This is a genomic window from Streptomyces sp. NPDC006207 (assembly GCF_040613835.1).
Taxonomy (GTDB): Bacteria; Actinomycetota; Actinomycetes; order Streptomycetales; family Streptomycetaceae; genus Actinacidiphila.
On sequence record NZ_JBEXSX010000057.1, the window covers coordinates 21,431 to 42,744 of the forward strand.

Sequence of the window (21,314 nt, forward strand, 5' to 3'; positions counted from 1 at the left end):
CCGGATGTGACCGGTGCCTCAGCGCTGCCGCTTGTAGAACGGCAGGGCGACCACCTCGAACGGCTCATGCGTACCGCGGATGTCCACGCCCACGCCGGAGGCGCCCGGGGTGGCGTGCGCGGCGTCCACGTAGGCCATGGCGATCGGCTTGCCCAGGGTCGGGGACGGGGCGCCGGAGGTGACCTCGCCGACCACCTCGCCGCCCGCCACCACCGGGTAGCCCGCGCGGGGGACCCGGCGGCCCTGCGCGACCAGGCCGACCAGCTTGCGCGGCGGCGCGGCCTCGGCCTTCGCGGCGGCGGCGGTCAGGGCCTGCCGGCCCACGAAGTCACCCGGCTTGTCGAACTTCACGACCCGGCCGAGCCCGGCGTCGAAGGGGGTGAGCGCGGTGGTCAGCTCGTGCCCGTACAGCGGCATGCCCGCCTCCAGGCGCAGCGTGTCGCGGCAGGACAGGCCGCACGGCACCAGGCCGGCGTCCGCGCCCGCCTCGGTCAGCGCCTGCCAGAGCTTCTCCGCGTCGGCCGGGGCGACGAACAGCTCGAAACCGTCCTCGCCGGTGTAGCCCGTGCGGGCGATCAGCGCGGGGACGCCGGCGACGGTGCCGGGCAGGCCCGCGTAGTACTTCAGCCCGTCCAGGTCGGCGTCGGTGACCGACTTGAGGATCCCGGGGGACTCCGGGCCCTGGACGGCGATCAGCGCGTACGCGTCCCGGTCGTCGCGGACGGCGGCGTCGAAGCCCGCCGCGCGCTCGGTCACCGCGTCCAGGACGACCTGGGCGTTGGAGGCGTTGGCGACGACCATGTACTCCTGGTCGCCGAGGCGGTAGACGATCAGGTCGTCGAGGATGCCGCCGTCCGGCGCACAGATCATCGTGTAGCGCGCACGGCCCACGGCCAGCGCCGAGATGTGGCCGACCAGCGCGTGGTCCAGGGCTTCGCCCGCGGCCGGACCGGTGACCGTGATCTCGCCCATGTGGGACAGGTCGAAGAGACCGGCCCGGGTCCGCACGGCGGTGTGCTCGTCGCGCTCGCTGGCGTACCGCAGCGGCATGTCCCAGCCCGCGAAGTCGGTCATGGTGGCGCCGAGGGCGCGGTGCAGCGCGTCCAGTGCGGTACGGCGGGGTTCACTCATCGGGCGGGCTCCCAAGGCAAGGAAACGACGGATAGGGCCATGACGGGCAGGCCCTCCCCATCTGTCATCGGAACCTGAGAGGTTCACCTGGACCCTCCGAGCGGAGGAGTCCCGGTTTGCACCTTGGGTGGGACGGCGCCCCGTCGGCCGGGGCGGACTCGTCCGCTTTTCAGATGTGCCTCGGACGCGCGGTATCTGTGCCTGAGAGATTCAAGGGAGGACTTGCTCCTTCGGCGCCCCACCCCGCCGTAGCGGTGCGGAAACTCTCCCGCGCGGCCTCGAACGGCCGGTATGAGATTGAGGCCGCCATCATTGCACGGGCTCCCGCCGTTGTCGCGATCGCGTCCCGGATGTCCCGGTCCGGTTCCGATCCGGTAGTAACCCCGCCGTTCCTCTGGGTAGGCAAAGACACAGGATTTACCATTTCTTGAACGTCGGACCCGGAGGCGAGCTGTGCGGTGGCAGAGTGCGTATGCGACGGCCGGAGGCCCGGCCGTGTCCCGGCCGGTACCGGCGCGGGCCGGGGGAGCGCGCCGCGGGGGCCGGGCCGTGCGGCCGCGCCGGCTCCTCGACCTGCGGCGGGGGCGCCGGCCCGTGCGCACCCTGCGCTACCCGGCGGGCGACGTGCTGGTCGTCTCCGGCCTCCCGGGCGGCGGGAAGAGCACCCTCATGCGGCGCGCGACGGGCGGTGCCCGCCTGATCGACTCTCAGGACGTACGGGAACGCTGGCAGGCCCGGCTGCCGCGGCAGCTGCCGTACGCCCTCTACCGCCCCCTGGTGCGGATCGCGCACTACGCGGGGTTGTGGCGGGCGCTGCGCTCCGGCGACAGCGTCGTCCTGCACGACTGCGGCACCCTGCGCTGGGTGCGCGCCTGGGTCGCCCGTCAGGCCCGGCGCCGCGGGCGGGGCATGCACCTGGTGCTGCTGGACGTCCCCTTGCGGACCGCGCTGGACGGCCAGCGCGAACGCGGCCGGGGGGTGTCGACGTACGCCATGGTCCGGCACCGCAACGCCTCCCGCCGCCTGCTGGCGGAGGCGGAGGCCGGCCGGCTGCCCGCGGCGTGCGCCTCGGTGGTCCTGCTGGACCGCGAAGCGGCCCGGGAGCTCGAGGCCATCGACTTCGACGGCTGAGCGGCCGGGCCGCGACGCGTGAGGGACGGTACCGCTACGGAACCTGCGGTTCCGCCGCGCCCTCCGGCGAGAGCTGCCCGTCGGGCGAGAGCTGCCCGTCGGGCGAGAGCTGCCCGTCGGGCGAGAGCTGCCCGTCGGGCGAGAGCTGCCCGTCGGGCGAGAGCTGCTGCCCCTGGTCGTTCAGGGGGAGCGGCAGCGGGATCGGCAGCGGCAGTGCGCCGGTGAGCAGCTTCGGCACCGCCAGCAGCAGGGCCTGCAGGTCGGCGACGACGGTGGCGACACCGGCCGTCACACCCGCGAGGTCCTTGGCCAGCACCTTGGCCAGCAGGTCCGTGACGTCCTGGACCAGCTTGGTGAGCGCGTTCTTGACGTCGGTGACGGCGTCCGCGGCGCCCTGGTCGCCCGGCCCGCCGATCTGGTCGACGGCGCTCAGGTCACCCGGCTGGCCGGGATCGGCCGGCTCCGGGCCCGGTTGTGGCGCGCCCGGATCGTAGGCCGACGGGTCGGTGACACCGGGAGATACCGCACCAGCCTGGTCGAGAACCGAGGCCAGCTGCTGGCTCGCCTCTTCCAGACCCCTGCGGAGTTCCTCCAGTTTCGCCGAGTCAGGGGCTTCGACCTGGGCTTCCTGGGTGAGCTTGGCACCGATGGACAGCGTGTCACCCAGCTTGGCGATGAGTTCGGCGTTGCCCGTCTGCGCCGCGCGGGCGGCGAGGTGCTCGACCTCGACGGCCGTGCTCCGGGTGGGGGCGTGGGCACTCGCGACACCGCCGGTGAGGCCCATCGTCAGCGAGGCGCAGACAGCCGCCGCTATGAGGGTGGAGTTGATCCTGGTGATGCGCATGTCGAGATATCTCCCGGTTGAGGGTTTTCTCCTTGCTCGTCCTACCTTCGGAGCCGTAGTGACGCTTCGCAACCGGACGATCGCATCGTGTGACGACCGCGGGATGCGGGGGTCGCGCGCGCCCGTCGCCGGATAGGGTTTCCACGGAGCGCACCACCACAGGAAATTGCGAGGCGAGACGCAGTGAACATCCCGGGGCAGCGGATACCGGACGGCTTCGCCCCGGCGGGCCACGGTGGGGGCGGCTGGCCCGCCAACGAACTCGAGGAAGTGCTCTCCGCGGCACTCGGCGACCCGGGTGCCACGGCCCGCGTCCTGGAGGTACTCGGGCGCTCGCAGTTGTGGATCCCGCTGCCGAACGGCGGCGGCCCCGACAGCACCGACCTCGACCTGCCGACCCTCGAACTCGAAGGCGGCGTCTACGTCCCGGTCTTCAGCTCCGAACAGCAGTTCCTCGCCGCCGGTTCCGGCATGAGCTTCGCCGTCGCCCCCGCCCGCGAGTTCGCCCGCGGGCTGCCCCCGCAGCTTGGGATCGCCGTGAACCCCGGTGGCGCGGTGGGCATCCCGCTGCCGCCCGCCGCCGTGATGGAGCTGTGCCGCACCGACCGCGAGCCCGGCACCCCGACCGGGGCCCGGGTCCGGCTGTGGGAACCCTCGCCGGACGAGGAGCCGGTCGACTTCCTGGCCGCCGCCGCGGGCGAGTTCGCCGTGCTCCCCGTCGTGCTCTCCGCCCGCCGCGCGCTGGCCAGCGTCGAGGGCGATCCCGCCACGCTCTTCGTCGGCGTCGAGCTCGACCGCTGGCAGGAGGAGGACCGGGCCGCCGCCATGGCCGCCCTCGGACGCGCGCTCGGCGCCGTACCGCTGCCCTGGCAGGTCAACCTCGTGCTGCTGGACGTCGCACAGGACCCCATCGGCGACTGGATGCTGGAGCGCGTGCGACCCTTCTATGTCGGCACGGGCGCATAACCTGGGTCCGACACGACACCCGAGGCATTCGGCGAAGCAGACGACGCGGACGAGGCAGACGCGGAAGGGCGGGACACGTGAGCGCCGGCGTGGGAGGGGGCGGGGGCCTGGAGCATGCGCTCCGGCAGGTGACGCCCGGTAGGTACGACGCCTACGAGGAAGTGCTGCGGACCCTCGCCGACAGCCAGGTGTGGATGCTGCTCTGGCAGGGCACCCCCGGCGGGGCGGACGCGCAGTACGGCAACATGGAGGTCGCCGGCCACGGCTACGCGCCCTGCGTGACCTCACCGCAGGAGTTCTCCGCCTGCGGCTGGAACCGGGCCCACGAGGTGGTCTCCGGTCGGGAGATCGCGGCCTCGCTCTTCCCCGACCGGTGGGGCCTGTGGCTCAACCCGCACACCCCCGGCGGCGGCGTCGGCATCCCCTGGCTCGACCTGCGGCGCGTCTGCCTCGGGCTCGACCGCTCCCCGGCCGGACCGCTGCGGATCGGCGAACCGGCGCTCCAGATCCCCCAGTACTACGCCCTGTTGTCCCAGCAGGCCCATCGCACCCCGGCCGTCCGCTCGCTGCGGCGCGCATGGGTCCAGCCCGCGCTGGGCGAGCCGTACCTCGCGATCGGCGTCGACCTCTACGACGCCGGGCCCCAGGCCGCGGAAACGGTGCGCCTGATGATGCAGTCCGCCCTCGGGGCGGTGCCGCAGGGGCTGCCGGTCGCCACGGTCGCGCTCACGGACGAGTACGACCCGGTGGGCATGTGGATGCGGGCCTCCGCGCAGCCCTTCTACTCCCGCGACGCCCACGGCGCACCGGGTGCGCCCGGTGTCCCCGGTACGACGTACGGCTGGGCCCCCCAGCCCTACTGACGCCTCCGGCGGTTTCCGCCGTCCGGTGCGTCGGTCCGCCGGCGGCTTGCGCGCCGTCGCGCCTGCGGCGGACTTTTCCCGCCCGCCCACCCGTGCGGCGCCGTCGGCGGCAACGGGCGGGCGGGAGACAGCCCACCACGACCCGCCCCGCACGGCGCGCCGCAGGCCACCCCTCACAGGACCGCGTCGATGAGCCCCAGCGGCGGGCTCCCCAGCTCCAGCAGCGCCCCGTGGAACCGCTGCAGCGAGAACTCGGGCCCCCAGGCGCGCCTGGCCCGCTCGCGCAGCCGCATGATCTCCAACTTGCCCCAGGTGTAACGGCCGTACGCCGCGTCGAAGGTGCCGCGCCGTGCCTCGGAGGCCGCGCCGGCCCGGGCGAGGTGGGCGTCCCGCATGAAGCGCTGCGTGGCGTCCTCCAGCGTCATCGCCCCCGTGTGCAGCCCGATCGCGCACGCGAGCCGGGTGACGCGTACGAGCGCCTCCAGGGCGACGCCGATCGCGAAGCGGGGGTCGCGGGCCCGGAAACCCTCCTCGAGGCAGACCTCCTCGACGTAGTGCGCCCAGCCCTCGCAGAAGGACAGCGAGTGCAGGACCCGCCGTACCTGCGTGGGTGCGTGCCGCAATGCCCTGCCGTGGGCGAAATGGCCGGGCGCCACCTCGTGGACGGTGATCGCCGGCAGGCTCGTACGGCTGAAGACCGAGAGCCACTCCTCGCGTTCCTCCTCCGGCCAGTCCGGCTCCGGCGGGGTGACGTGGTACCAGGAGGCGGAATCGGGCTCCTCCGGGGCGGCCCAGGTCATCATCGCCATGGACCAGCGGCGCGACGGCGGCGCAGGCCCGACGAGGCAGTCGCCGTCGAGCCAGGGCACAAGCCCCCGCTGCCGGGTGAACTCGATGACCTCGTCCGTGAGCCGGGCGGCCTCGGGGATGACCCCGTCCGCGTCCGGATGGTCGGCGAGCAGCCGGGGGATGAGCTCGTCCACGGTGGCCTTGGGGTCCAGTCGTCCGCAGGACTCCGTGAGGAGCCCGGTGAGCCGGTCCCGCTCGCGCTCGGCCTCGTCGGCGAGTGCCGACAGGTCGACCCGCAGGCCCTCCTGACTGCCCATCAGGAGCGTCAGCGCCTCCCCGCCGAGCCGTGGGTCGGGGTCGCCGGTCTCCGCGGCGCGGGCGATGTGGTCGACCAGCCGGGCGTGCGCGGCGAGCGCGGGACCGGCCTCCGGCTCCCGGTCCGGATCGAGGTCGGCGGCCAGGCCGCGGACCGCCCCGAGGAGTGCCCCGGCGACCGGCGCGCTCACCCGGTCGAGCGATGCGATGGCGGCGTCGACGGCGTCCGGCCACTGCTGGAGGTGGCGGCTGCGGGCCTGGGCCAGCTCCTCGCGGGGCGCGTACTCGCGGTCGTACGCGGTGAGTTCGAGGTTGGACAAATGCGGATATGGGTCACGCCGGTGCAGTTCCAGCTCGCCGTACTGGACCTTGAGGGTGTCCTCGAAGACCGACAGGTGCCGCTCGTCGTGGGGGTCGGGAAGGGCCGGTTCGCGCAGCCGGGCGTGGGCGAGCGAGGACAGTCCGCGGCGGACGCCGTCGGGTGACAGGTCCTGCACCTGGCCGTCGTACTCGTGGAGTCCCGCCATCTCCCTGACCACGGGGACCATCAGGTCGCACACCGAGCGAAGCCGATCATTCATGGCATCGAAGGTAGCGACTCCTCTTGCATCGCGGCGATCTGTCAACGCGCGTAACACTGCGGTAATAACGGACGAAGGCTCACCACATCACGGTTGCGCATCGCTTCCCTGTGGGGTCTGGCGCGTGATCCACGCCCCATGAAGACTCGCGCACCAAGGCCGCTCACACGTCGCCTTAACGATTCATCACAAGCCAAACACACAGCCCAGCGCCACCGCACCACCATCAAGAGCTGCGCCCGACATGGTCGGTCCGCTCCGTCGACCCGGGCGGACGGCCAGGCGAAGCCGGCCACCGCCGGCAGGGGGATGCACGAGGAGACATGACAGCACCGCTGCACGACACCGCCGAGACGGCCGTCGCCGACGTCGCCGCCGACATACCCGCGAAGGCCATCGAGGGGCGTTCGCCCGGGCGTATCGCCTGGATGCGCCTCAAGCGCGACAAAGTGGCGCTGGCAGGCGGCGTGATCGTCGTCTTCCTCATCCTGGTCGCGATCTTCGCCCCCCTCATCGTCAGCGCCCTCGGTCATCCGCCGAACGACTTCCACGAGAACAAGATCGACCCGCTCTTCGGCACCCCCACCGGCAAGTGGGGCGGCATCAGCGGGGATTACCTCTTCGGTGTGGAGCCGGTCAACGGCCGCGACGTCTTCAGCCGCATCGTCTACGGGACGCGGATCTCCCTGCTGGTGGCCTTCCTGTCGGCGGTCGTCGCGGTGGTCCTCGGCACCTTCTTCGGCATCATGGCCGGTTACTTCGGCGGCTGGGTCGACGCCGCCATCGGCCGCGTGATGGACGTCCTCCTGGCCTTCCCCCAGCTGCTCTTCATCATGTCCCTGGTCTCGGTCATGCCGAACTCGCTGCTGGGCTTCAGCGGCACCGGCGTGCGCATGGGCGTCCTGGTCGTCGTCATCGGGTTCTTCGGCTGGCCGTACGTCGGGCGCATCGTCCGCGGCCAGACCCTGAGCCTGAGGGAACGCGAGTACGTCGACGCTGCCCGCAGCCTCGGTGCCGGCCGCGGCTACATCCTCTTCCGGGAACTGCTGCCCAACCTCGTCGCCCCGATCACCGTCTACGCGACGCTGATGATCCCGACGAACATCCTCACCGAGGCCGCCCTGAGCTTCCTCGGGGTCGGCGTGAAGCCGCCCACCTCGTCGTGGGGACAGATGCTGTTCAAGGCGCTGTCCTTCTACGAGACGGACCCGATCTTCATGCTGATCCCGGGCCTGGCGATCTTCATCACCGTGCTCGCCTTCAACCTCTTCGGTGACGGCGTACGGGATGCGCTGGACCCGAAGGGCTCCCGCTAGCCCTCGCACACCGCCCCTGCCATTCCCGTCAGGTGGCTTCTCACCGAGAAGGACCGCAGGTCCGCCGAAAGTCGCGGACCGCGAATCACGGAGGTTACGAAAAAGTGACATCCCCACGCTCATCGAGGCGCAGGCTGGCCGCAGGGACGGCCGTCGTGGTCGCCGCACTGCTGTCCACCGCCGCTTGCGGCGGCGGAGGCGGCGGTGGCGGCAAGTCCGACGGCAACGCCAAGGCCCCCGGATTCAACGCCGCTGTCAACAAGGTGGCGAACGCGTCCGACAAGAAGGGCGGCACGCTCAAGTTCATCGGCACGCAGGACGCCGACTCCTGGGACCCGCAGCGTGGCTACTACGGCTTCATGTGGGACTTCGCCCGGTACTACACCCGTCAGCTGGTCTCCTTCACCCCGGAGCCGGGTCTGGGCAGCACCACGCTGAAGCCGGACCTCGCGACCGGCCTCGCGAAGGTCAGCGACGGCGGCAAGACCTACACGTACACCCTGAAGGACGGCCTGAAGTGGGAGGACGGCTCCCCGCTGACCTCCAAGGACGTCAAGTACGGCATCGAGCGCATCTGGGCGCAGGACGTCATCTCCGGCGGCCCGATCTACCTGCAGCAGGTGCTCGACCCCAAGGGTGAGTACAAGGGCCCGTACAAGGACACCTCGCCCGACAAGCTCGGTCTGAAGGCCATCGAGACGCCGGACGACAAGACCATCACCTTCCACCTGGCGACGCCGAACAGCGACTTCGAGCAGATGCTCGCGATGCCGTCCGGCTCCCCGGTCCCCGCGGCCAAGGACACCGGCGCGAAGTACGGCCTCAAGCCGTTCTCCAGCGGCCCGTACAAGTTCGAGTCGTACACGCCGAACAAGTCGATGGTCCTGGTCCGCAACACCAACTGGAGCGCGTCCACCGACGACCTCCGCAAGGCGCTGCCGGACAAGATCACGGTCACCCTGACCACCAACGCCGACGACATGGACAAGCGCCTGATCAACGGCGACTACGACCTGGACCTCAACGCCACCGGCGTCGGCCAGGCCGCGCGCGCCGAGGTGCTCGGCAAGAACAAGGGCAACGCCGACAACCCGGACACCGGCTTCATCCGTTACGCGGTCTTCCCGACCACGGTCAAGCCGATGGACAACATCCACTGCCGCAAGGCGGTCATCCTCGCGGCCGACCACAAGTCGCTGCAGACCGCCCGTGGCGGCCCGCAGGCCGGTGGCGCCATCGCCCCCAACATGCTCCCGCTGGGCATCAAGGGCGCCGACGCCAACTACGACCCGTACAACGTCCTGAAGGACACCTCGGGCAACGTCGAAGAGGCCAAGAAGGAGCTCAAGGCCTGCGGCCAGCCCAACGGCTTCAAGACCACGATCGCGGTCCGCAACAACAAGCCGATCGAGATCGCCACGGCCGAGTCGCTGCAGGAGTCGCTGAAGAAGGTCGGCATCACCACCGAGCTCGACGAGTTCGACGGTGCGCAGACCTCCGGCATCATCGGTGCCCCGAAGACGGTCAAGTCGAAGAACTACGGCATCATCATCATGGGCTGGGGCGCCGACTTCCCGTCGGGCCAGGGCTTCCTCCAGCCGCTGGTCGACAGCCGGTTCATCCTGGAGAGCGGCAACAACAACTTCGCCGAGATCAAGGACAAGTCGATCGACGGCCTGTTCGACCAGGCGCTGCAGCAGACCGACCCGAACGCCGCGGCCGATCTGTACAAGCAGATCAACCAGAAGGTCTCCGAGGGCGCGTACTACCTGCCCTTCACCTTCGAGAAGAACATCATCTGGCGCAGCTCCCGCCTGACCAACGTCTACACGGCCGACGCGTACAACGGCCGCTACGACTACGCGTCGCTGGGCGTGCAGTAACAACCCTCGAATCGATCGAGTGCCACACCCGCTAGGCACGAAGGGCAGGTGATGGCCGCGTGCGGCGGCCCGGGGAACCCCCGGGCCGCCGCCGGGCCGAGCACAGTGCTTGCATACATCATCCGGCGACTGTTCGCTGTCGTCGTCATGTTGCTGGTCATCACGTTGGTGACCTTCGGGATCTTCTTCCTGATCCCCAAATGGGTCGGAGTCGACCCCGCCACCTACTTCATCGGGAAGCAGGCGGATCCGGCCTCCCTCGAGGGCATTCGGAAGAAGATGGGCCTCGACGATCCCATCCTCGTGCAGTTCGGCAAGTTCCTGTGGGGGCTGTTCGCCGGGCGTGACTACGCCAACGGCGCGGACGTCACGCACTGCCCCGCTCCTTGCTTCGGCTACTCCTTCCGCAACGAGCAGGCGATCTGGCCGGTCCTGACGGACCGTCTCCCGGTGACCCTGCAGCTGGCCGCCGGCGCCTGCGTCATCTGGGTGATCGTCGGCGTTGGCACCGGTGTCGTCTCCGCCCTCAAGCGCGGCTCCGTACTGGACCGCTCCCTGATGACGGTGGCGCTGGCCGGCGTCTCGCTCCCCATCTACTTCACCGGCATGATCGCCCTCGCGGTGGTCGTCTACGGGCTCGGATGGATCGACGGCCAGTACGTGCCGTTCGGTGATTCACCATCCGGCTGGTTCGGCGGCATGCTCCTGCCCTGGATCACGCTCGCGTTCCTCTACGCCGCCATGTACGCCCGGATGACCCGGGCCACCATGCTCGAGATCATGGGCGAGGACTACATCCGCACCGCGCGTGCCAAGGGCCTGCGCGAGCCGGTCGTCATCGGCAAGCACGCCATGCGCTCGACGATGACCCCGGTGCTCACCATCCTCGGCATGGACCTCGGCGCCCTCGTCGGCGGCGCGATCCTCACCGAGACGACGTTCAGCCTGCCCGGCATCGGCCAGGCGGCGGTGAAGGCGATCTCGGACAAGGACTTCCCGCTGATCCTCGGCGTCACGCTGATCGCGGCCGTCGCCGTGGTGGTGGCCAACCTCCTCGTAGACCTGCTGTACGCCGTCGTCGACCCGCGCGTGAGGCTGTCATGACCGACCTCCCCATCCAGAAGTCCGGCACCGGGGCGGATGCCGCGCCGAACGAGCCGGTGGCCGGGAAGGCGGGGCAGCCCACGGCGTTCCTGGAGGTCCGCGACCTCAAGGTGCACTTCCCGACCGACGACGGTCTGGTGAAGTCCGTCGACGGCCTCTCCTTCCAGCTGGAGAAGGGCAAGACCCTCGGCATCGTCGGCGAGTCCGGCTCCGGCAAGTCGGTGACGTCCCTGGCGATCATGGGTCTGCACCGGGCCGGCCAGTACGGCCGCAGCAGGGCCCGGATGTCCGGCGAGATCTGGCTCGACGGCAAGGAACTGCTCTCGGCCGACCCGGACGAGGTCCGTCGGTTGCGCGGCAAGGACGCCGCGATGATCTTCCAGGACCCGCTGTCCGCGATGCACCCCTACTTCACCGTCGGCGCGCAGATCGTCGAGGCGTACCGGGTGCACCACGACGTGTCCAAGGCCGTGGCCCGCAAGCGCGCGATCGAGATGCTCGACCGCGTCGGCATCCCGCAGCCCGACAAGCGCGTCGACGACTACCCGCACCAGTTCTCCGGGGGCATGCGGCAGCGCGCGATGATCGCCATGGCGCTGTCCAACAACCCCGACCTGCTCATCGCGGACGAGCCGACCACCGCGCTCGACGTGACCGTGCAGGCGCAGATCCTGGACCTCATCCGGGACCTGCAGAAGGAGTTCGGCTCCGCGGTCATCATCATCACCCACGACCTCGGCGTCGTCGCCGAGCTCGCGGACGACATCCTGGTGATGTACGGCGGACGCTGCGTGGAGCGCGGACCGGCCGACAAGGTCTTCTACGAGCCGCAACACCCCTACACCTGGGGCCTGCTCGGCTCGATGCCCCGCCTGGACCGTGAGCGCACCGAACGGCTCAACCCGGTCAAGGGCTCGCCGCCGAGCCTCATCAACATTCCGTCCGGCTGCGCCTTCCACCCGCGCTGCCCGTACGCGGAGCTCACCGGCGGCGCCAGCACCACCGTCGTTCCGGAACTGCGCGAGGTCGGCAGCCGGCACCACGCCGCGTGCCACCTGGGCGCGGCGGACCGGGAGCGCATCTGGACCGAAGAGATTGCGCCGAAGCTGTGAAAGGCCAGGAGATGACGATCCCCCAGCAGTCGACCGCCGACGGGTCGGATGCGCTGCTCAAGGTGAGCGGCCTGGTCAAGCACTTCCCGATCACCAAGGGTCTGCTGCGGCGCCAGGTCGGCGCGGTCAAGGCCGTCGACGGCATCGACTTCCACGTCAACCCCGGGGAGACCCTCGGCGTGGTCGGCGAGTCCGGCTGCGGCAAGTCCACCATGGGCCGGCTGATCACCCGGCTGCTCGAACCGACCGGTGGGAAGATCGAGTTCGAGGGCCGGGACATCACGCACCTGGGCACCGCGGGCATGCGCCCGCTCCGCCGCGACGTGCAGATGATCTTCCAGGACCCGTACTCCTCCCTCAACCCGCGGCACACCGTCGGCACCATCGTCGGCGCGCCGTTCCGGCTGCAGAAGGTGCAGACGGAGAACGGGGTGAAGAAGGAGGTGCAGAACCTCCTGGAACTGGTCGGCCTCAACCCCGAGCACTACAACCGCTACCCGCACGAGTTCTCCGGCGGTCAGCGGCAGCGCATCGGCATCGCCCGCGCGCTGGCGCTCAAGCCCAAGCTCGTGGTCGCGGACGAGCCGGTGTCGGCGCTCGACGTCTCCATCCAGGCCCAGGTGGTCAACCTCCTGGACGACCTGCAGAGCGAGCTCGGCCTGACCTACGTGATCATCGCGCACGACCTGTCGGTCATCCGGCACGTGTCGGACCGCATCGCGGTCATGTACCTCGGCAAGATCGTCGAGGTCGCCGACCGCGAGGACCTGTACACCAAGCCGATGCACCCGTACACCAACGCGCTGCTCTCCGCGGTGCCGGTGCCGGACCCGAAGCGGCGCGCCAAGCGCGAGCGGATCCTGCTGACCGGCGACGTCCCGTCGCCGATCGCCCCGCCGCCCGGCTGCCGCTTCCACACCCGCTGCTGGAAGGCGACCGAGGTCTGCAAGACCACGGAGCCCCCGCTGGCCACCCTGGCCACCGGGCACCAGGTGGCCTGCCACCACCCGGAGAACACCGGCGACTCCGGCAGCGGCGCGGCCGGGAAGACGGCCGAAAAGGCCTAGCCACCCACCCGGCACAATGGGGCCGGTGCAAACCGAACTGTTCAGCCACTCCGTCCAGCACGTGCTCGATCTCGTCGGAATCTTCGTCTTCGCGATCTCCGGCGCGCTGCTCGCCGTACGCAAGAACTACGACGTCTTCGGCATGGCGGTCCTCGCAGAGGTCACCGCGCTGGGCGGAGGGCTGATCAGGGACCTGATCATCGGGGCGGTCCCGCCGGCCGCCTTCACCGACCTCGGCTACTTCCTGACCCCGCTGATCGCCACCACGGTGGTGTTCTTCCTGCACCCCCAGGTCGAGCGGATCAACACCACCATCAACATCTTCGACGCCGCCGGCCTCGGCCTCTTCTGCGTCGCCGGCACCACCAAGGCCTATGACTACGGCCTCAACCTCACCGCCTCCGCCACCCTCGGGCTCGCCACCGCCGTCGGCGGCGGCGTCCTGCGCGACCTGCTCGGCAACGAGGTCCCCTCCCTGCTGCGCTGGGACCGCGACCTGTACGCGGTGCCGGCCATCGTGGGGGCCACCGTCGTGGTCGTGCTCATCAAATTCGAGGCCCTGACCCCCGGCACCGGGGTGCTCGCCGTCATCAGCGCCTTCGTCCTCAGGCTGCTGGCCATGCGCTTCCACTGGCGCGCCCCCCGTGCCTGGCACCGGCGCACCACCGCGGCGGAGGAGCTCCACCTGTAGCGGGGCACCACCCGGCGCGGTGGGCCCCGGGACGGGCCTCGGTCCGGGAGGGGGCCGCGGCGCCCGTAGAATCACGCTCATCATGGCCTACCTCGACCACGCCGCCACGACCCCGATGTTGCCCGAGGCCGTCGAGGCGATGACCGCGCACCTCGCCGTCACGGGCAACGCATCCTCCCTCCACGCGGCCGGCCGCCGGGCCAGGCGCACGGTGGAGGAGTCCCGGGAGTCCCTGGCCGCCGCGCTCGGCGCCCGCCCCAGCGAGATCGTCTTCACCGCGGGCGGCACCGAGGCCGACAACCTGGCGGTCAAGGGTCTGTACTGGGCCCGCCGCGACGCCGACCCCCGGCGCACCCGGGTCCTCGCCAGCCCCGTCGAGCACCACGCCGTTCTCGACGCCGTCGACTGGCTCGCCACGCACGAGGGCGCCCGGGTCGAGTGGCTTCCGGTCGACGCCTACGGCCGCGTCCACCCCGAGGCCCTGCGCGAGGCCATCGCCCGCGACCCGGGTGATGTGGCCCTCGCCACGGTGATGTGGGCCAACAACGAGGTCGGCACGATCTTCCCGGTGGCGGAACTCAGCGCGGTGGCCCGGGAGTTCGAGGTGCCGCTGCACTCCGACGCCGTCCAGGCCCTCGGGCAGGTCGAGGTCGACTTCGCGGCTTCCGGGCTCGACGCGATGACCGTCACCGGGCACAAGGTCGGCGGGCCGTACGGCGTCGGGGCACTGGTGCTCCGGCGCGAGATCGGCCCGGTCCCCCTCCTCCACGGCGGCGGCCAGGAGCGCGGCGTACGCTCCGGCACGCTCGACGTCCCCGCGGTCGCCGCGTTCGCCGTTGCCGGGACGCTCGCCGCGCAGCGGCGCGAGGACTTCGCCCGGGAGATCGGCGCCCTGCGCGACGACCTGGTCGCCCGGGTCCGCGAAGCCGTCCCCGAGGCCATCCTCAACGGTGACCCCGCCCCCGGCGGCCGCCTCCCCGCCAGCGCCCACTTCTCCTTCCCCGGGTGCGAGGGGGACTCCCTGCTGATGCTGCTCGACGCCCAGGGCATCGAGTGCTCCACCGGGTCCGCGTGCACCGCCGGCGTCCCCCAGCCCAGCCACGTCCTCCTCGCCATGGGCGCCGACCCCGACCTCGCGCGGGGCTCCCTGCGCTTCTCCCTCGGGCACACCTCGACCGCGGAGGACGTCGCGGTCCTCGGCGAGGCGATCGCCCCCGCCGTGGCCCGCGCCCGCAGCGCGGGCCTGATGTAGCGCCCGCGGCGGGCCATCCGTGGTGCGGTGCGCCGGTCCGTCGGCGGCTGCGTGCCCGTGCGTTCGCGGTGCCGGCGGTGGCGGTCAGTCGGCGGCCCGCGCGCCGTTGCGCCCGCGGAGGGCTTCTCCCGCCCGCCCACCCGTGCGGTGCCGTGGGCGGGTGCGGGTGCGGGTGGCCCCGGTGGGTGGCGCCTCTTTGCGGGCGGCTTGCGGACAGGGCCGGGCCGCTCGCCCCGCGTTCACGAAGACCGGCCCCGCAGGACGCCCCGGGGGCGCCGTACTCTAGGAGGCGCTATGACTGACTTCCCCGGTGCACCCACAGGCCCTGGCGACGGCCGTCGCCTCCGCGTGCTCGCCGCGATGAGCGGTGGCGTCGACTCGGCCGTGGCGGCCGCCCGCGCCGCCGAAGCGGGGCACGACGTCACGGGCGTGCACCTCGCCCTGTCCGCGAACCCGCAGTCGTTCCGCACCGGAGCCCGCGGCTGCTGCACGATCGAGGACAGCCACGACGCCCGCCGCGCCGCGGACGTCATCGGCATCCCCTTCTACATCTGGGACCTCGCCGACCGCTTCCGCGCGGACGTCGTCGACGACTTCGTCGCCGAGTACGCCGCGGGCCGCACGCCCAACCCCTGCCTGCGCTGCAACGAGAAGATCAAGTTCGCCGCGCTGCTCGACAAGGCGATCGCCCTCGGCTTCGACGCCGTGTGCACCGGCCACTACGCCACCGTCGTGGCCAACCCCGACGGCTCCCGCGAGCTGCACCGCGCCTCCGACGCGGCCAAGGACCAGTCGTACGTCCTCGGCGTCCTCGACGAGCGGCAGCTGGCGCACGCCATGTTCCCGCTCGGCGACACGCTCACCACCAAGGACGAGATCCGGGCGGAGGCGGCCCGCCGTGGCCTGTCCGTGGCGAAGAAGCCGGACAGCCACGACATCTGCTTCATCGCCGACGGCGACACCCAGGGCTTCCTCGCGCGGCGCCTGGGCACCGCCGACGGCGACATCCTCGACGAGGACGGCAACCGCCTGGGCACCCACTCCGGCGCCTACGGCTACACCGTGGGCCAGCGCAAGGGGCTGCGCCTGGGCGTGCCCGCCGCCGACGGCAAGCCGCGCTACGTGCTCGACATCTCGCCGGTGAACAACACGGTGACCGTCGGCCCGGCCGAGGCGCTGGACGTCACGGCCCTGACCGCCATCCGCCCGCGCTGGTGCGGCACCGCGCCCGACGGTGCCGGGCAGCGCGCGTACACCGCGCAGCTGCGCGCCCACGGCGACGACGTGCCCGTCACCGCCGAGCTGGACGGCGGCGAACTGCGCGTCCGCTTCACCGGCGGGGCCGTCCGCGGCGTCGCGCCGGGCCAGGCGGTCGTGCTCTACGACGGCACGCGCGTCGTCGGCTCGGCGACGATCGCCACGACGGAGCGCAGCCGGCCGGCGACCGCGAGCGCCTGAGCGGCCCCGGCACCGGGCGCGGGGTACGGAACGGGCCGAACGGCCCCCCTGCCCGGCGCCCGGCGCCATGCGCGAGACTGGCCCGCATGAACATCTGCGTCTTCCTCTCCGCCGCCGACCTCGAGCCCCGCTACACCGAACCCGCCCGCCAGTTCGCCGAGTTGATCGGCAAGGGCGGGCACACCCTGGTGTGGGGCGGCTCGGACGTGGGCCTGATGAAGGTGATGGCGGACGGGGTGCAGGAGCACGGCGGGCGCCTGGTCGGGGTCTCGGTGGAGTTCCTCGCGGCCAAGGCCCGCAAGGGCGCCGACGAGATGGTGATCGCGGCCGACCTCGCCGAGCGCAAGGCGGAGCTGCTGGCCCGCGCGGACGCCGTGGTGGTCATGGTGGGCGGCACCGGCACGCTGGACGAGGCGACCGAGATCCTGGAGCTGAAGAAGCACGGGCTGCACACCAAGCCGGTCGTCCTGCTCAACACGGCGGGCTTCTACGACGGGCTCAAGGAGCAGTTCCAGCGCATGGACGAGGAGGGCTTCCTGCCGCTGCCCCTCACCGACCTGGTGTTCTTCGCCGAGGACGGCGTCTCGGCGCTCGCCTATCTGGAGGAGAACGCCGGCATCGTGTGAGCCGCGGGGGATGACAGCATGGATCCCATGTCGATTCACCTGATCACCGGCGCCGGCTCCGGCATCGGCGCCGTCGTGGCGCAGCGCCTCCTCGACCGCGGCGACGAACTGTGGCTGCTGGCCCGCAACGCCGGACGCGCCAAGGAGCTGGCCGACCGCTTCCCGGGCGCGCGCACCCTCGTGGGTGACCTCGCGGAGCCGGAGCGGCTGTCCTGGGCGCTGGGCCACCAGTCGCCGCCGGACCGGCTGGACTCCCTGCTGCACATCGCGGGCGTCGTGGACCTGGGGCAGGTCGGCGAGCTGACCCCGAAGACCTGGAACCGGACGCTCGCCGCCAACCTCGTGGGCCCCGCCGAGCTGACCCGCCTCGTCCTGCCCCAACTGCGGCTCTCCCGCGGGCACGTGGTCTTCGTCAACTCCGGCGCCGGGCTCAACGCGCACGCGGAGTGGGGCGCCTACGCGGCCAGCAAGCACGGCCTCAAGGCGCTCGCCGACTCCCTGCGCCACGAGGAGCACGCGAACGGGGTGCGGGTCACCTCCGTCTACCCGGGCCGCACCGCCACGCCGATGCAGGCCAAGGTGCACCAGCAGGAGGGCAAGACGTACGACCCCTCGCGCTGGATCGCCCCCGAGTCGGTGGCGACGGCGATCCTGACGGCGGTCGACCTGCCGCGGGACGCCGAGGTCAACGACCTGACGATCCGGCCGGGAGCCTGACCGGCGCGCCGACGTAGGCTGCACCGGTGAGCACGGAAGCGACCGAAGCGAAGTTCCGGCTGCCCCAAGGGGCGGCCACCGGTGTGGGTTCGATGCCGGGAGGTGACGCGCGCGAGGCGGCGCGGACGGCGACCGGGGCGCTGGAGGCGCTGCCGTTCCTGCCGGAGCTGCCCGCGCGCGGCCCGGGCGCGGACATGATCGGCCGTACGCTCGGGATGCTCGTCGAGCTGTACGGGCGCGTGGAGCCCAGCGGATGGCGGTTCGGCGACCGCCCGGGCCGGGACACCCGCCGGGCCAGGGCGTGGCTGGGGGAGGACCTGGACGCCCTGGAGGAGTTCACCCAGGGCTACGAGGGCCCCCTGAAGCTCCAGGCGGTCGGGCCCTGGACGCTCGCGGCCTCCGTCGAGCTGAAGAACGGCGAGGCGGCGCTCTCCGACCCGGGCGCCTGCCGTGACCTGGCCGCCTCGCTCGGCGAGGGACTGCGGCTGCACCTGGAGGACGTGCGCCGGCGTGTGCCCGGCGCGAGGCCCGTGCTGCAGCTGGACGAGCCCTCGCTCACCGCCGTGCTCCAGGGCCGGGTCAGGTCCGCCAGCGGTTACCGCACGCACCGCGCGGTGGACCGGGGCGTCGTCGAGGGCGCGCTGCGGGACGTCATGGCGGCCGTCGGGGGTGGGGACGGCGTGCCCGTGATCGCGCACTCCTGCGCGCCGGAGGTGCCCTTCGCGCTGCTGCGCAGGGCCGGGGTGGCGGGGGTGTCGTTCGATTTCTCGCTGCTCACGGAGAGTGACTGGGACGCCTTCGGTGAGGCGGCGGAGGCGGGAACCGCGCTCTTCACCGGTGTCGTCCCGGGTACCGACGCCCCATTGTCGGACCCTGCGGGTAGCGTCGGTGGTGTTCGGGCGCTGTGGCGCAGGCTGGGGCTGTCCCCGGGGGAGCTGGGCACCTCCGTGGCGGTGACCCCGACCTGCGGTCTGGCCGGGGCCTCGCCGGCCTATGCCCGTGCCGCGCTCGTGCACTGCGCGAAGGCGGCACGCTCGCTCGTCGACAACCCTGAGTGAGGATGGGATGAGGAAGGACGTGGACGTGGAGGACTCCGTGATCCCCGAGGGCGCCAGGAACGAGGACGTGCCGGCGCAGGCGCGCGAGCTGCACGCCTCCCTGGCCGAGCAGGTCGAGGAGCACCGCTTCCGCTACTACGTCAAGGACCAGCCGGTCGTCAGCGACGCCGACTTCGACAAGCTGCTGCGGCGGCTGGAGGCGCTGGAGGACGAGTACCCCTCGCTGCGCACGCCGGACTCGCCGACCCAGAAGGTCGCCGGCGCGTACGCGACGGAGTTCACCTCCGTCGAGCACCGCGAGCGCATGCTCTCCCTCGACAACGCCTTCACCGAGGAGGAGCTGAACGCCTGGGCCGAACGCCTCGCCGCGGAGCTGGGCCCCCCGGCGGGCGAGGGCGGCACCTACCACTTCCTGTGCGAGCTGAAGGTCGACGGACTCGCCGTCAACCTCACGTACGAGAACGGCCGTCTGGTGCGCGGCGCCACGCGCGGTGACGGCCGCACCGGCGAGGACATCACGCCCAACGTCCGCACGATCGCCGAGATCCCGGACCGGCTGGCGGGGGAGCGCGTCCCCGCGCTCGTCGAGATCCGCGGCGAGGTCTTCTTCCCGATGGAGAAGTTCGAGGAGCTCAACGCCCGTCTGGTCGAGGCCGGCGACAAGCCCTTCGCCAACCCGCGCAACGCCGCCGCCGGCTCCCTGCGGCAGAAGGACCCCCGGGTGACCGCGAGCCGCCCGCTGCACATGGTGGTGCACGGCATCGGCGCCCGTGAGGGCTTCACCATCGACTGCCAGTCGCACGCCTACGAGCTGCTGCACGAGTGGGGCCTGCCCACCACCAGGTACGCCCGCGTGGTCGGCACGCTCGCCGAGGTCAAGGAGGCCATCGCCTACTACGGCGAGCACCGCCACGACGTCGAGCACGAGATCGACGGCATCGTCGTCAAGGTCGACGAGATCCCGCTGCAGGGCCGGCTCGGCTCCACCGCCCGCGCGCCGCGCTGGGCCATCGCGTGGAAGTACGCGCCCGAGGAGGTCAACACCAAGCTGGTCGACATCCGGGTCGGCGTCGGCCGCACGGGCCGGGTGACGCCGTACGCGGTGGTCGAGCCGGTCACGGTCGCCGGCTCGGAGGTCGAGTTCGCCACCCTGCACAACCAGGACGTGGTCAAGGCCAAGGGCGTGCTGATCGGCGACACCGTCGTGCTGCGCAAGGCCGGTGACGTCATCCCCGAGATCCTCGGCCCCGTCGTCGACCTGCGGGACGGCAGCGAGCGCGAGTTCGTGATGCCCGCCCAGTGCCCCTCCTGCGGCACTGCGCTGCGCCCCATGAAGGAGGGCGACATCGACCTGCGCTGCCCCAACGCGCGGGGCTGCCCGGCGCAGATCCGGGAACGGGTGTTCTATCTGACCGGTCGCAAGTGCCTGGACATCGAGAACTTCGGCTACGTCGCCGCCGCCGCGCTCACCGGGCCGCTGGAGCCCGCCGAGCCGCCGCTGCGTGACGAGGGCGACCTGTTCGACCTCACCCCAGAGGACCTGTTGCCCATCCGCGCCCACGTCCTCGACCAGAACAGCGGCCTGCCCAAGCGCGACCCCGCGACCGGCGAGGAGAAGGTCGTCTCGGTCTTCGCCAACCAGCAGGGGGAGCTGAAGAAGAACGCCGTGGCCATGCTGGAGAACATCCAGAAGGCCAAGGAGCAGCCGCTCGCCCGCGTGATCACGGGACTGTCGATCCGTCACGTCGGCCCGGTCGCCGCCGAGGCCCTCGCCCGCGAGTTCCGCGACCTGGACGCCGTCTTCGCCGCCGACGAGGAGCGCCTGGCAGGTGTCGACGGCGTCGGCGGGATCATCGCGGCCTCCCTCAAGCAGTGGTACGAGGAGGAGTGGCACCGCGAGATCCTGCGCAAGTGGAAGGCCGCGGGCGTCCGGTTCACCGAGGAGGGCTCCGACGAGGGGCCGCGCCCGTTGGAGGGCCTCACCGTCGTCGTCACCGGCACCCTCGCCACCCACACCCGGGACGGCGCGAAGGAGGCGCTCGTGAGTCGCGGGGCCAAGGTCACCGGATCGGTCTCCAAGAAGACCGACTTCGTGGTCGTCGGCGACAGCCCGGGCTCCAAGTACGACAAGGCGGTGCAGCTGAAGGTGCCGATCCTGGACGAGGACGGCTTCGCCGTCCTGCTCGGACAGGGCGCCGACGCGGCCCGGGAGGCCACCGTGAACCCGGAGGGCTGACAGCCCATCATCACCCTTTCGGCCCATAGTGGAACGATCCGGGAGGGTGGGATCCATTCGGGCAACAGCAGCCGATCGGTGCCCGTGACAGCCTTTATCGGCCTACTGTTGAGAGGCGCGCCTTCCGGGCATGGGCCCTCCAGCAGCCCGGTGGTCAATCCCGCGGGCACGGGC

The 21,314-nt window shown here is 71.7% G+C and carries 18 protein-coding genes and 2 riboswitches; of the genes, 15 read left to right on the forward strand and 3 right to left on the reverse strand.

Annotation, left to right across the window (positions count from 1 at the left end):
* Positions 1-18: 18 nt before the first annotated feature.
* A complete protein-coding gene (gene gcvT, locus ABZ312_RS33970) occupies positions 19-1,131 on the reverse strand; it encodes a glycine cleavage system aminomethyltransferase GcvT (protein ID WP_500330422.1) in 1,113 nt (370 codons plus the stop codon).
* A gap of 51 nt (positions 1,132-1,182) precedes the next feature.
* A riboswitch (glycine riboswitch) is annotated at positions 1,183-1,309 on the reverse strand.
* A gap of 1 nt (position 1,310) precedes the next feature.
* Positions 1,311-1,412: riboswitch (glycine riboswitch) on the reverse strand.
* Positions 1,413-1,584: 172 nt separating this feature from the next.
* Between gcvT and ABZ312_RS33975 the strand changes: the two genes are divergently transcribed.
* Positions 1,585-2,262: an AAA family ATPase gene (locus ABZ312_RS33975; protein ID WP_500330424.1), complete on the forward strand. Its 678-nt coding sequence runs from the start codon at positions 1,585-1,587 to the stop codon at positions 2,260-2,262.
* Positions 2,263-2,296: 34 nt separating this feature from the next.
* Here the strand turns inward: ABZ312_RS33975 and ABZ312_RS33980 are convergent, their stop codons facing one another.
* Positions 2,297-3,106, reverse strand: a complete 810-nt coding sequence (locus tag ABZ312_RS33980; protein ID WP_500359399.1) for a hypothetical protein — start codon at positions 3,104-3,106, stop codon at positions 2,297-2,299.
* 183 nt (positions 3,107-3,289) lie between these two features.
* Here ABZ312_RS33980 and ABZ312_RS33985 point away from each other — a divergent pair, with 183 nt between their 5' ends.
* The gene (locus tag ABZ312_RS33985) at positions 3,290-4,072 is read left to right on the forward strand and encodes an enhanced serine sensitivity protein SseB (protein WP_500330428.1); all 783 of its coding nucleotides are present in this window, start codon (positions 3,290-3,292) and stop codon (positions 4,070-4,072) included.
* Between the two features lie 77 nt (positions 4,073-4,149).
* Positions 4,150-4,935, forward strand: a complete 786-nt coding sequence (locus ABZ312_RS33990) for an enhanced serine sensitivity protein SseB C-terminal domain-containing protein (RefSeq protein ID WP_500330429.1) — start codon at positions 4,150-4,152, stop codon at positions 4,933-4,935.
* A gap of 173 nt (positions 4,936-5,108) precedes the next feature.
* On the opposite strand, the gene ABZ312_RS33995 is transcribed toward ABZ312_RS33990, so the two are convergent.
* On the reverse strand, positions 5,109-6,620 hold the full coding sequence (locus tag ABZ312_RS33995) for a DUF885 family protein (RefSeq protein ID WP_500330431.1): 1,512 nt from the start codon (positions 6,618-6,620) through the stop codon (positions 5,109-5,111).
* A 323-nt stretch (positions 6,621-6,943) separates the two neighbouring features.
* Between ABZ312_RS33995 and ABZ312_RS34000 the strand changes: the two genes are divergently transcribed.
* The 12 genes from ABZ312_RS34000 (at position 6,944) to ligA (ending at position 21,140) form a co-directional block, all read left to right on the forward strand.
* The gene (locus ABZ312_RS34000) at positions 6,944-7,936 is read left to right on the forward strand and encodes an ABC transporter permease (RefSeq protein WP_499514131.1); all 993 of its coding nucleotides are present in this window, start codon (positions 6,944-6,946) and stop codon (positions 7,934-7,936) included.
* Between the two features lie 104 nt (positions 7,937-8,040).
* A complete protein-coding gene (locus tag ABZ312_RS34005; protein WP_500330433.1) occupies positions 8,041-9,819 on the forward strand; it encodes an ABC transporter substrate-binding protein in 1,779 nt (592 codons plus the stop codon).
* Between the two features lie 105 nt (positions 9,820-9,924).
* Positions 9,925-10,923, forward strand: coding sequence for an ABC transporter permease (locus ABZ312_RS34010; RefSeq protein ID WP_500330435.1), 999 nt, complete (start codon positions 9,925-9,927; stop codon positions 10,921-10,923).
* Entirely contained in the window at positions 10,920-12,035 is a 1,116-nt protein-coding gene (locus tag ABZ312_RS34015; RefSeq protein ID WP_500359400.1) for an ABC transporter ATP-binding protein, read from the forward strand. Before ABZ312_RS34010 ends, ABZ312_RS34015 begins: the two co-directional genes overlap by 4 nt.
* Positions 12,036-12,046: 11 nt before the next feature.
* Positions 12,047-13,102, forward strand: a complete 1,056-nt coding sequence (locus ABZ312_RS34020) for an ABC transporter ATP-binding protein (protein WP_500330439.1) — start codon at positions 12,047-12,049, stop codon at positions 13,100-13,102.
* 25 nt (positions 13,103-13,127) lie between these two features.
* Positions 13,128-13,793, forward strand: a complete 666-nt coding sequence (locus ABZ312_RS34025) for a trimeric intracellular cation channel family protein (protein WP_500330440.1) — start codon at positions 13,128-13,130, stop codon at positions 13,791-13,793.
* Between the two features lie 82 nt (positions 13,794-13,875).
* A complete protein-coding gene (locus tag ABZ312_RS34030) occupies positions 13,876-15,045 on the forward strand; it encodes a cysteine desulfurase family protein (RefSeq protein ID WP_500330441.1) in 1,170 nt (389 codons plus the stop codon).
* Between the two features lie 294 nt (positions 15,046-15,339).
* Positions 15,340-16,503, forward strand: coding sequence for a tRNA 2-thiouridine(34) synthase MnmA (gene mnmA, locus ABZ312_RS34035; RefSeq protein ID WP_500439410.1), 1,164 nt, complete (start codon positions 15,340-15,342; stop codon positions 16,501-16,503).
* An 86-nt stretch (positions 16,504-16,589) separates the two neighbouring features.
* Positions 16,590-17,129, forward strand: a complete 540-nt coding sequence (locus ABZ312_RS34040; RefSeq protein ID WP_500330444.1) for an LOG family protein — start codon at positions 16,590-16,592, stop codon at positions 17,127-17,129.
* 27 nt (positions 17,130-17,156) lie between these two features.
* On the forward strand, positions 17,157-17,846 hold the full coding sequence (locus ABZ312_RS34045; RefSeq protein ID WP_500330446.1) for an SDR family oxidoreductase: 690 nt from the start codon (positions 17,157-17,159) through the stop codon (positions 17,844-17,846).
* 92 nt (positions 17,847-17,938) lie between these two features.
* Entirely contained in the window at positions 17,939-18,904 is a 966-nt protein-coding gene (locus ABZ312_RS34050) for a methionine synthase (RefSeq protein ID WP_500330479.1), read from the forward strand.
* A gap of 7 nt (positions 18,905-18,911) precedes the next feature.
* Positions 18,912-21,140 (forward strand): NAD-dependent DNA ligase LigA, encoded by a 2,229-nt coding sequence (gene ligA, locus ABZ312_RS34055; RefSeq protein WP_500439411.1) that lies wholly within the window; start codon positions 18,912-18,914, stop codon positions 21,138-21,140.
* Positions 21,141-21,314: the final 174 nt, after the last annotated feature.

Coding starts and splice junctions, on each gene's coding strand:
- gcvT (WP_500330422.1), bottom strand. CDS start 1,131: ATGAGTGAACCCCGCCGTACCGCACTGGACGCGCTGCACCGCGCCCTC.
- ABZ312_RS33980 (WP_500359399.1), bottom strand. CDS start 3,106: ATGCGCATCACCAGGATCAACTCCACCCTCATAGCGGCGGCTGTCTGC.
- ABZ312_RS33995 (WP_500330431.1), bottom strand. CDS start 6,620: ATGAATGATCGGCTTCGCTCGGTGTGCGACCTGATGGTCCCCGTGGTC.
- ABZ312_RS34000 (WP_499514131.1), top strand. CDS start 6,944: ATGACAGCACCGCTGCACGACACCGCCGAGACGGCCGTCGCCGACGTC.
- ABZ312_RS34015 (WP_500359400.1), top strand. CDS start 10,920: ATGACCGACCTCCCCATCCAGAAGTCCGGCACCGGGGCGGATGCCGCG.
- ABZ312_RS34020 (WP_500330439.1), top strand. CDS start 12,047: ATGACGATCCCCCAGCAGTCGACCGCCGACGGGTCGGATGCGCTGCTC.
- ABZ312_RS34030 (WP_500330441.1), top strand. CDS start 13,876: ATGGCCTACCTCGACCACGCCGCCACGACCCCGATGTTGCCCGAGGCC.
- mnmA (WP_500439410.1), top strand. CDS start 15,340: ATGACTGACTTCCCCGGTGCACCCACAGGCCCTGGCGACGGCCGTCGC.
- ABZ312_RS34040 (WP_500330444.1), top strand. CDS start 16,590: ATGAACATCTGCGTCTTCCTCTCCGCCGCCGACCTCGAGCCCCGCTAC.
- ABZ312_RS34045 (WP_500330446.1), top strand. CDS start 17,157: ATGTCGATTCACCTGATCACCGGCGCCGGCTCCGGCATCGGCGCCGTC.
- ABZ312_RS34050 (WP_500330479.1), top strand. CDS start 17,939: ATGCCGGGAGGTGACGCGCGCGAGGCGGCGCGGACGGCGACCGGGGCG.
- ligA (WP_500439411.1), top strand. CDS start 18,912: ATGAGGAAGGACGTGGACGTGGAGGACTCCGTGATCCCCGAGGGCGCC.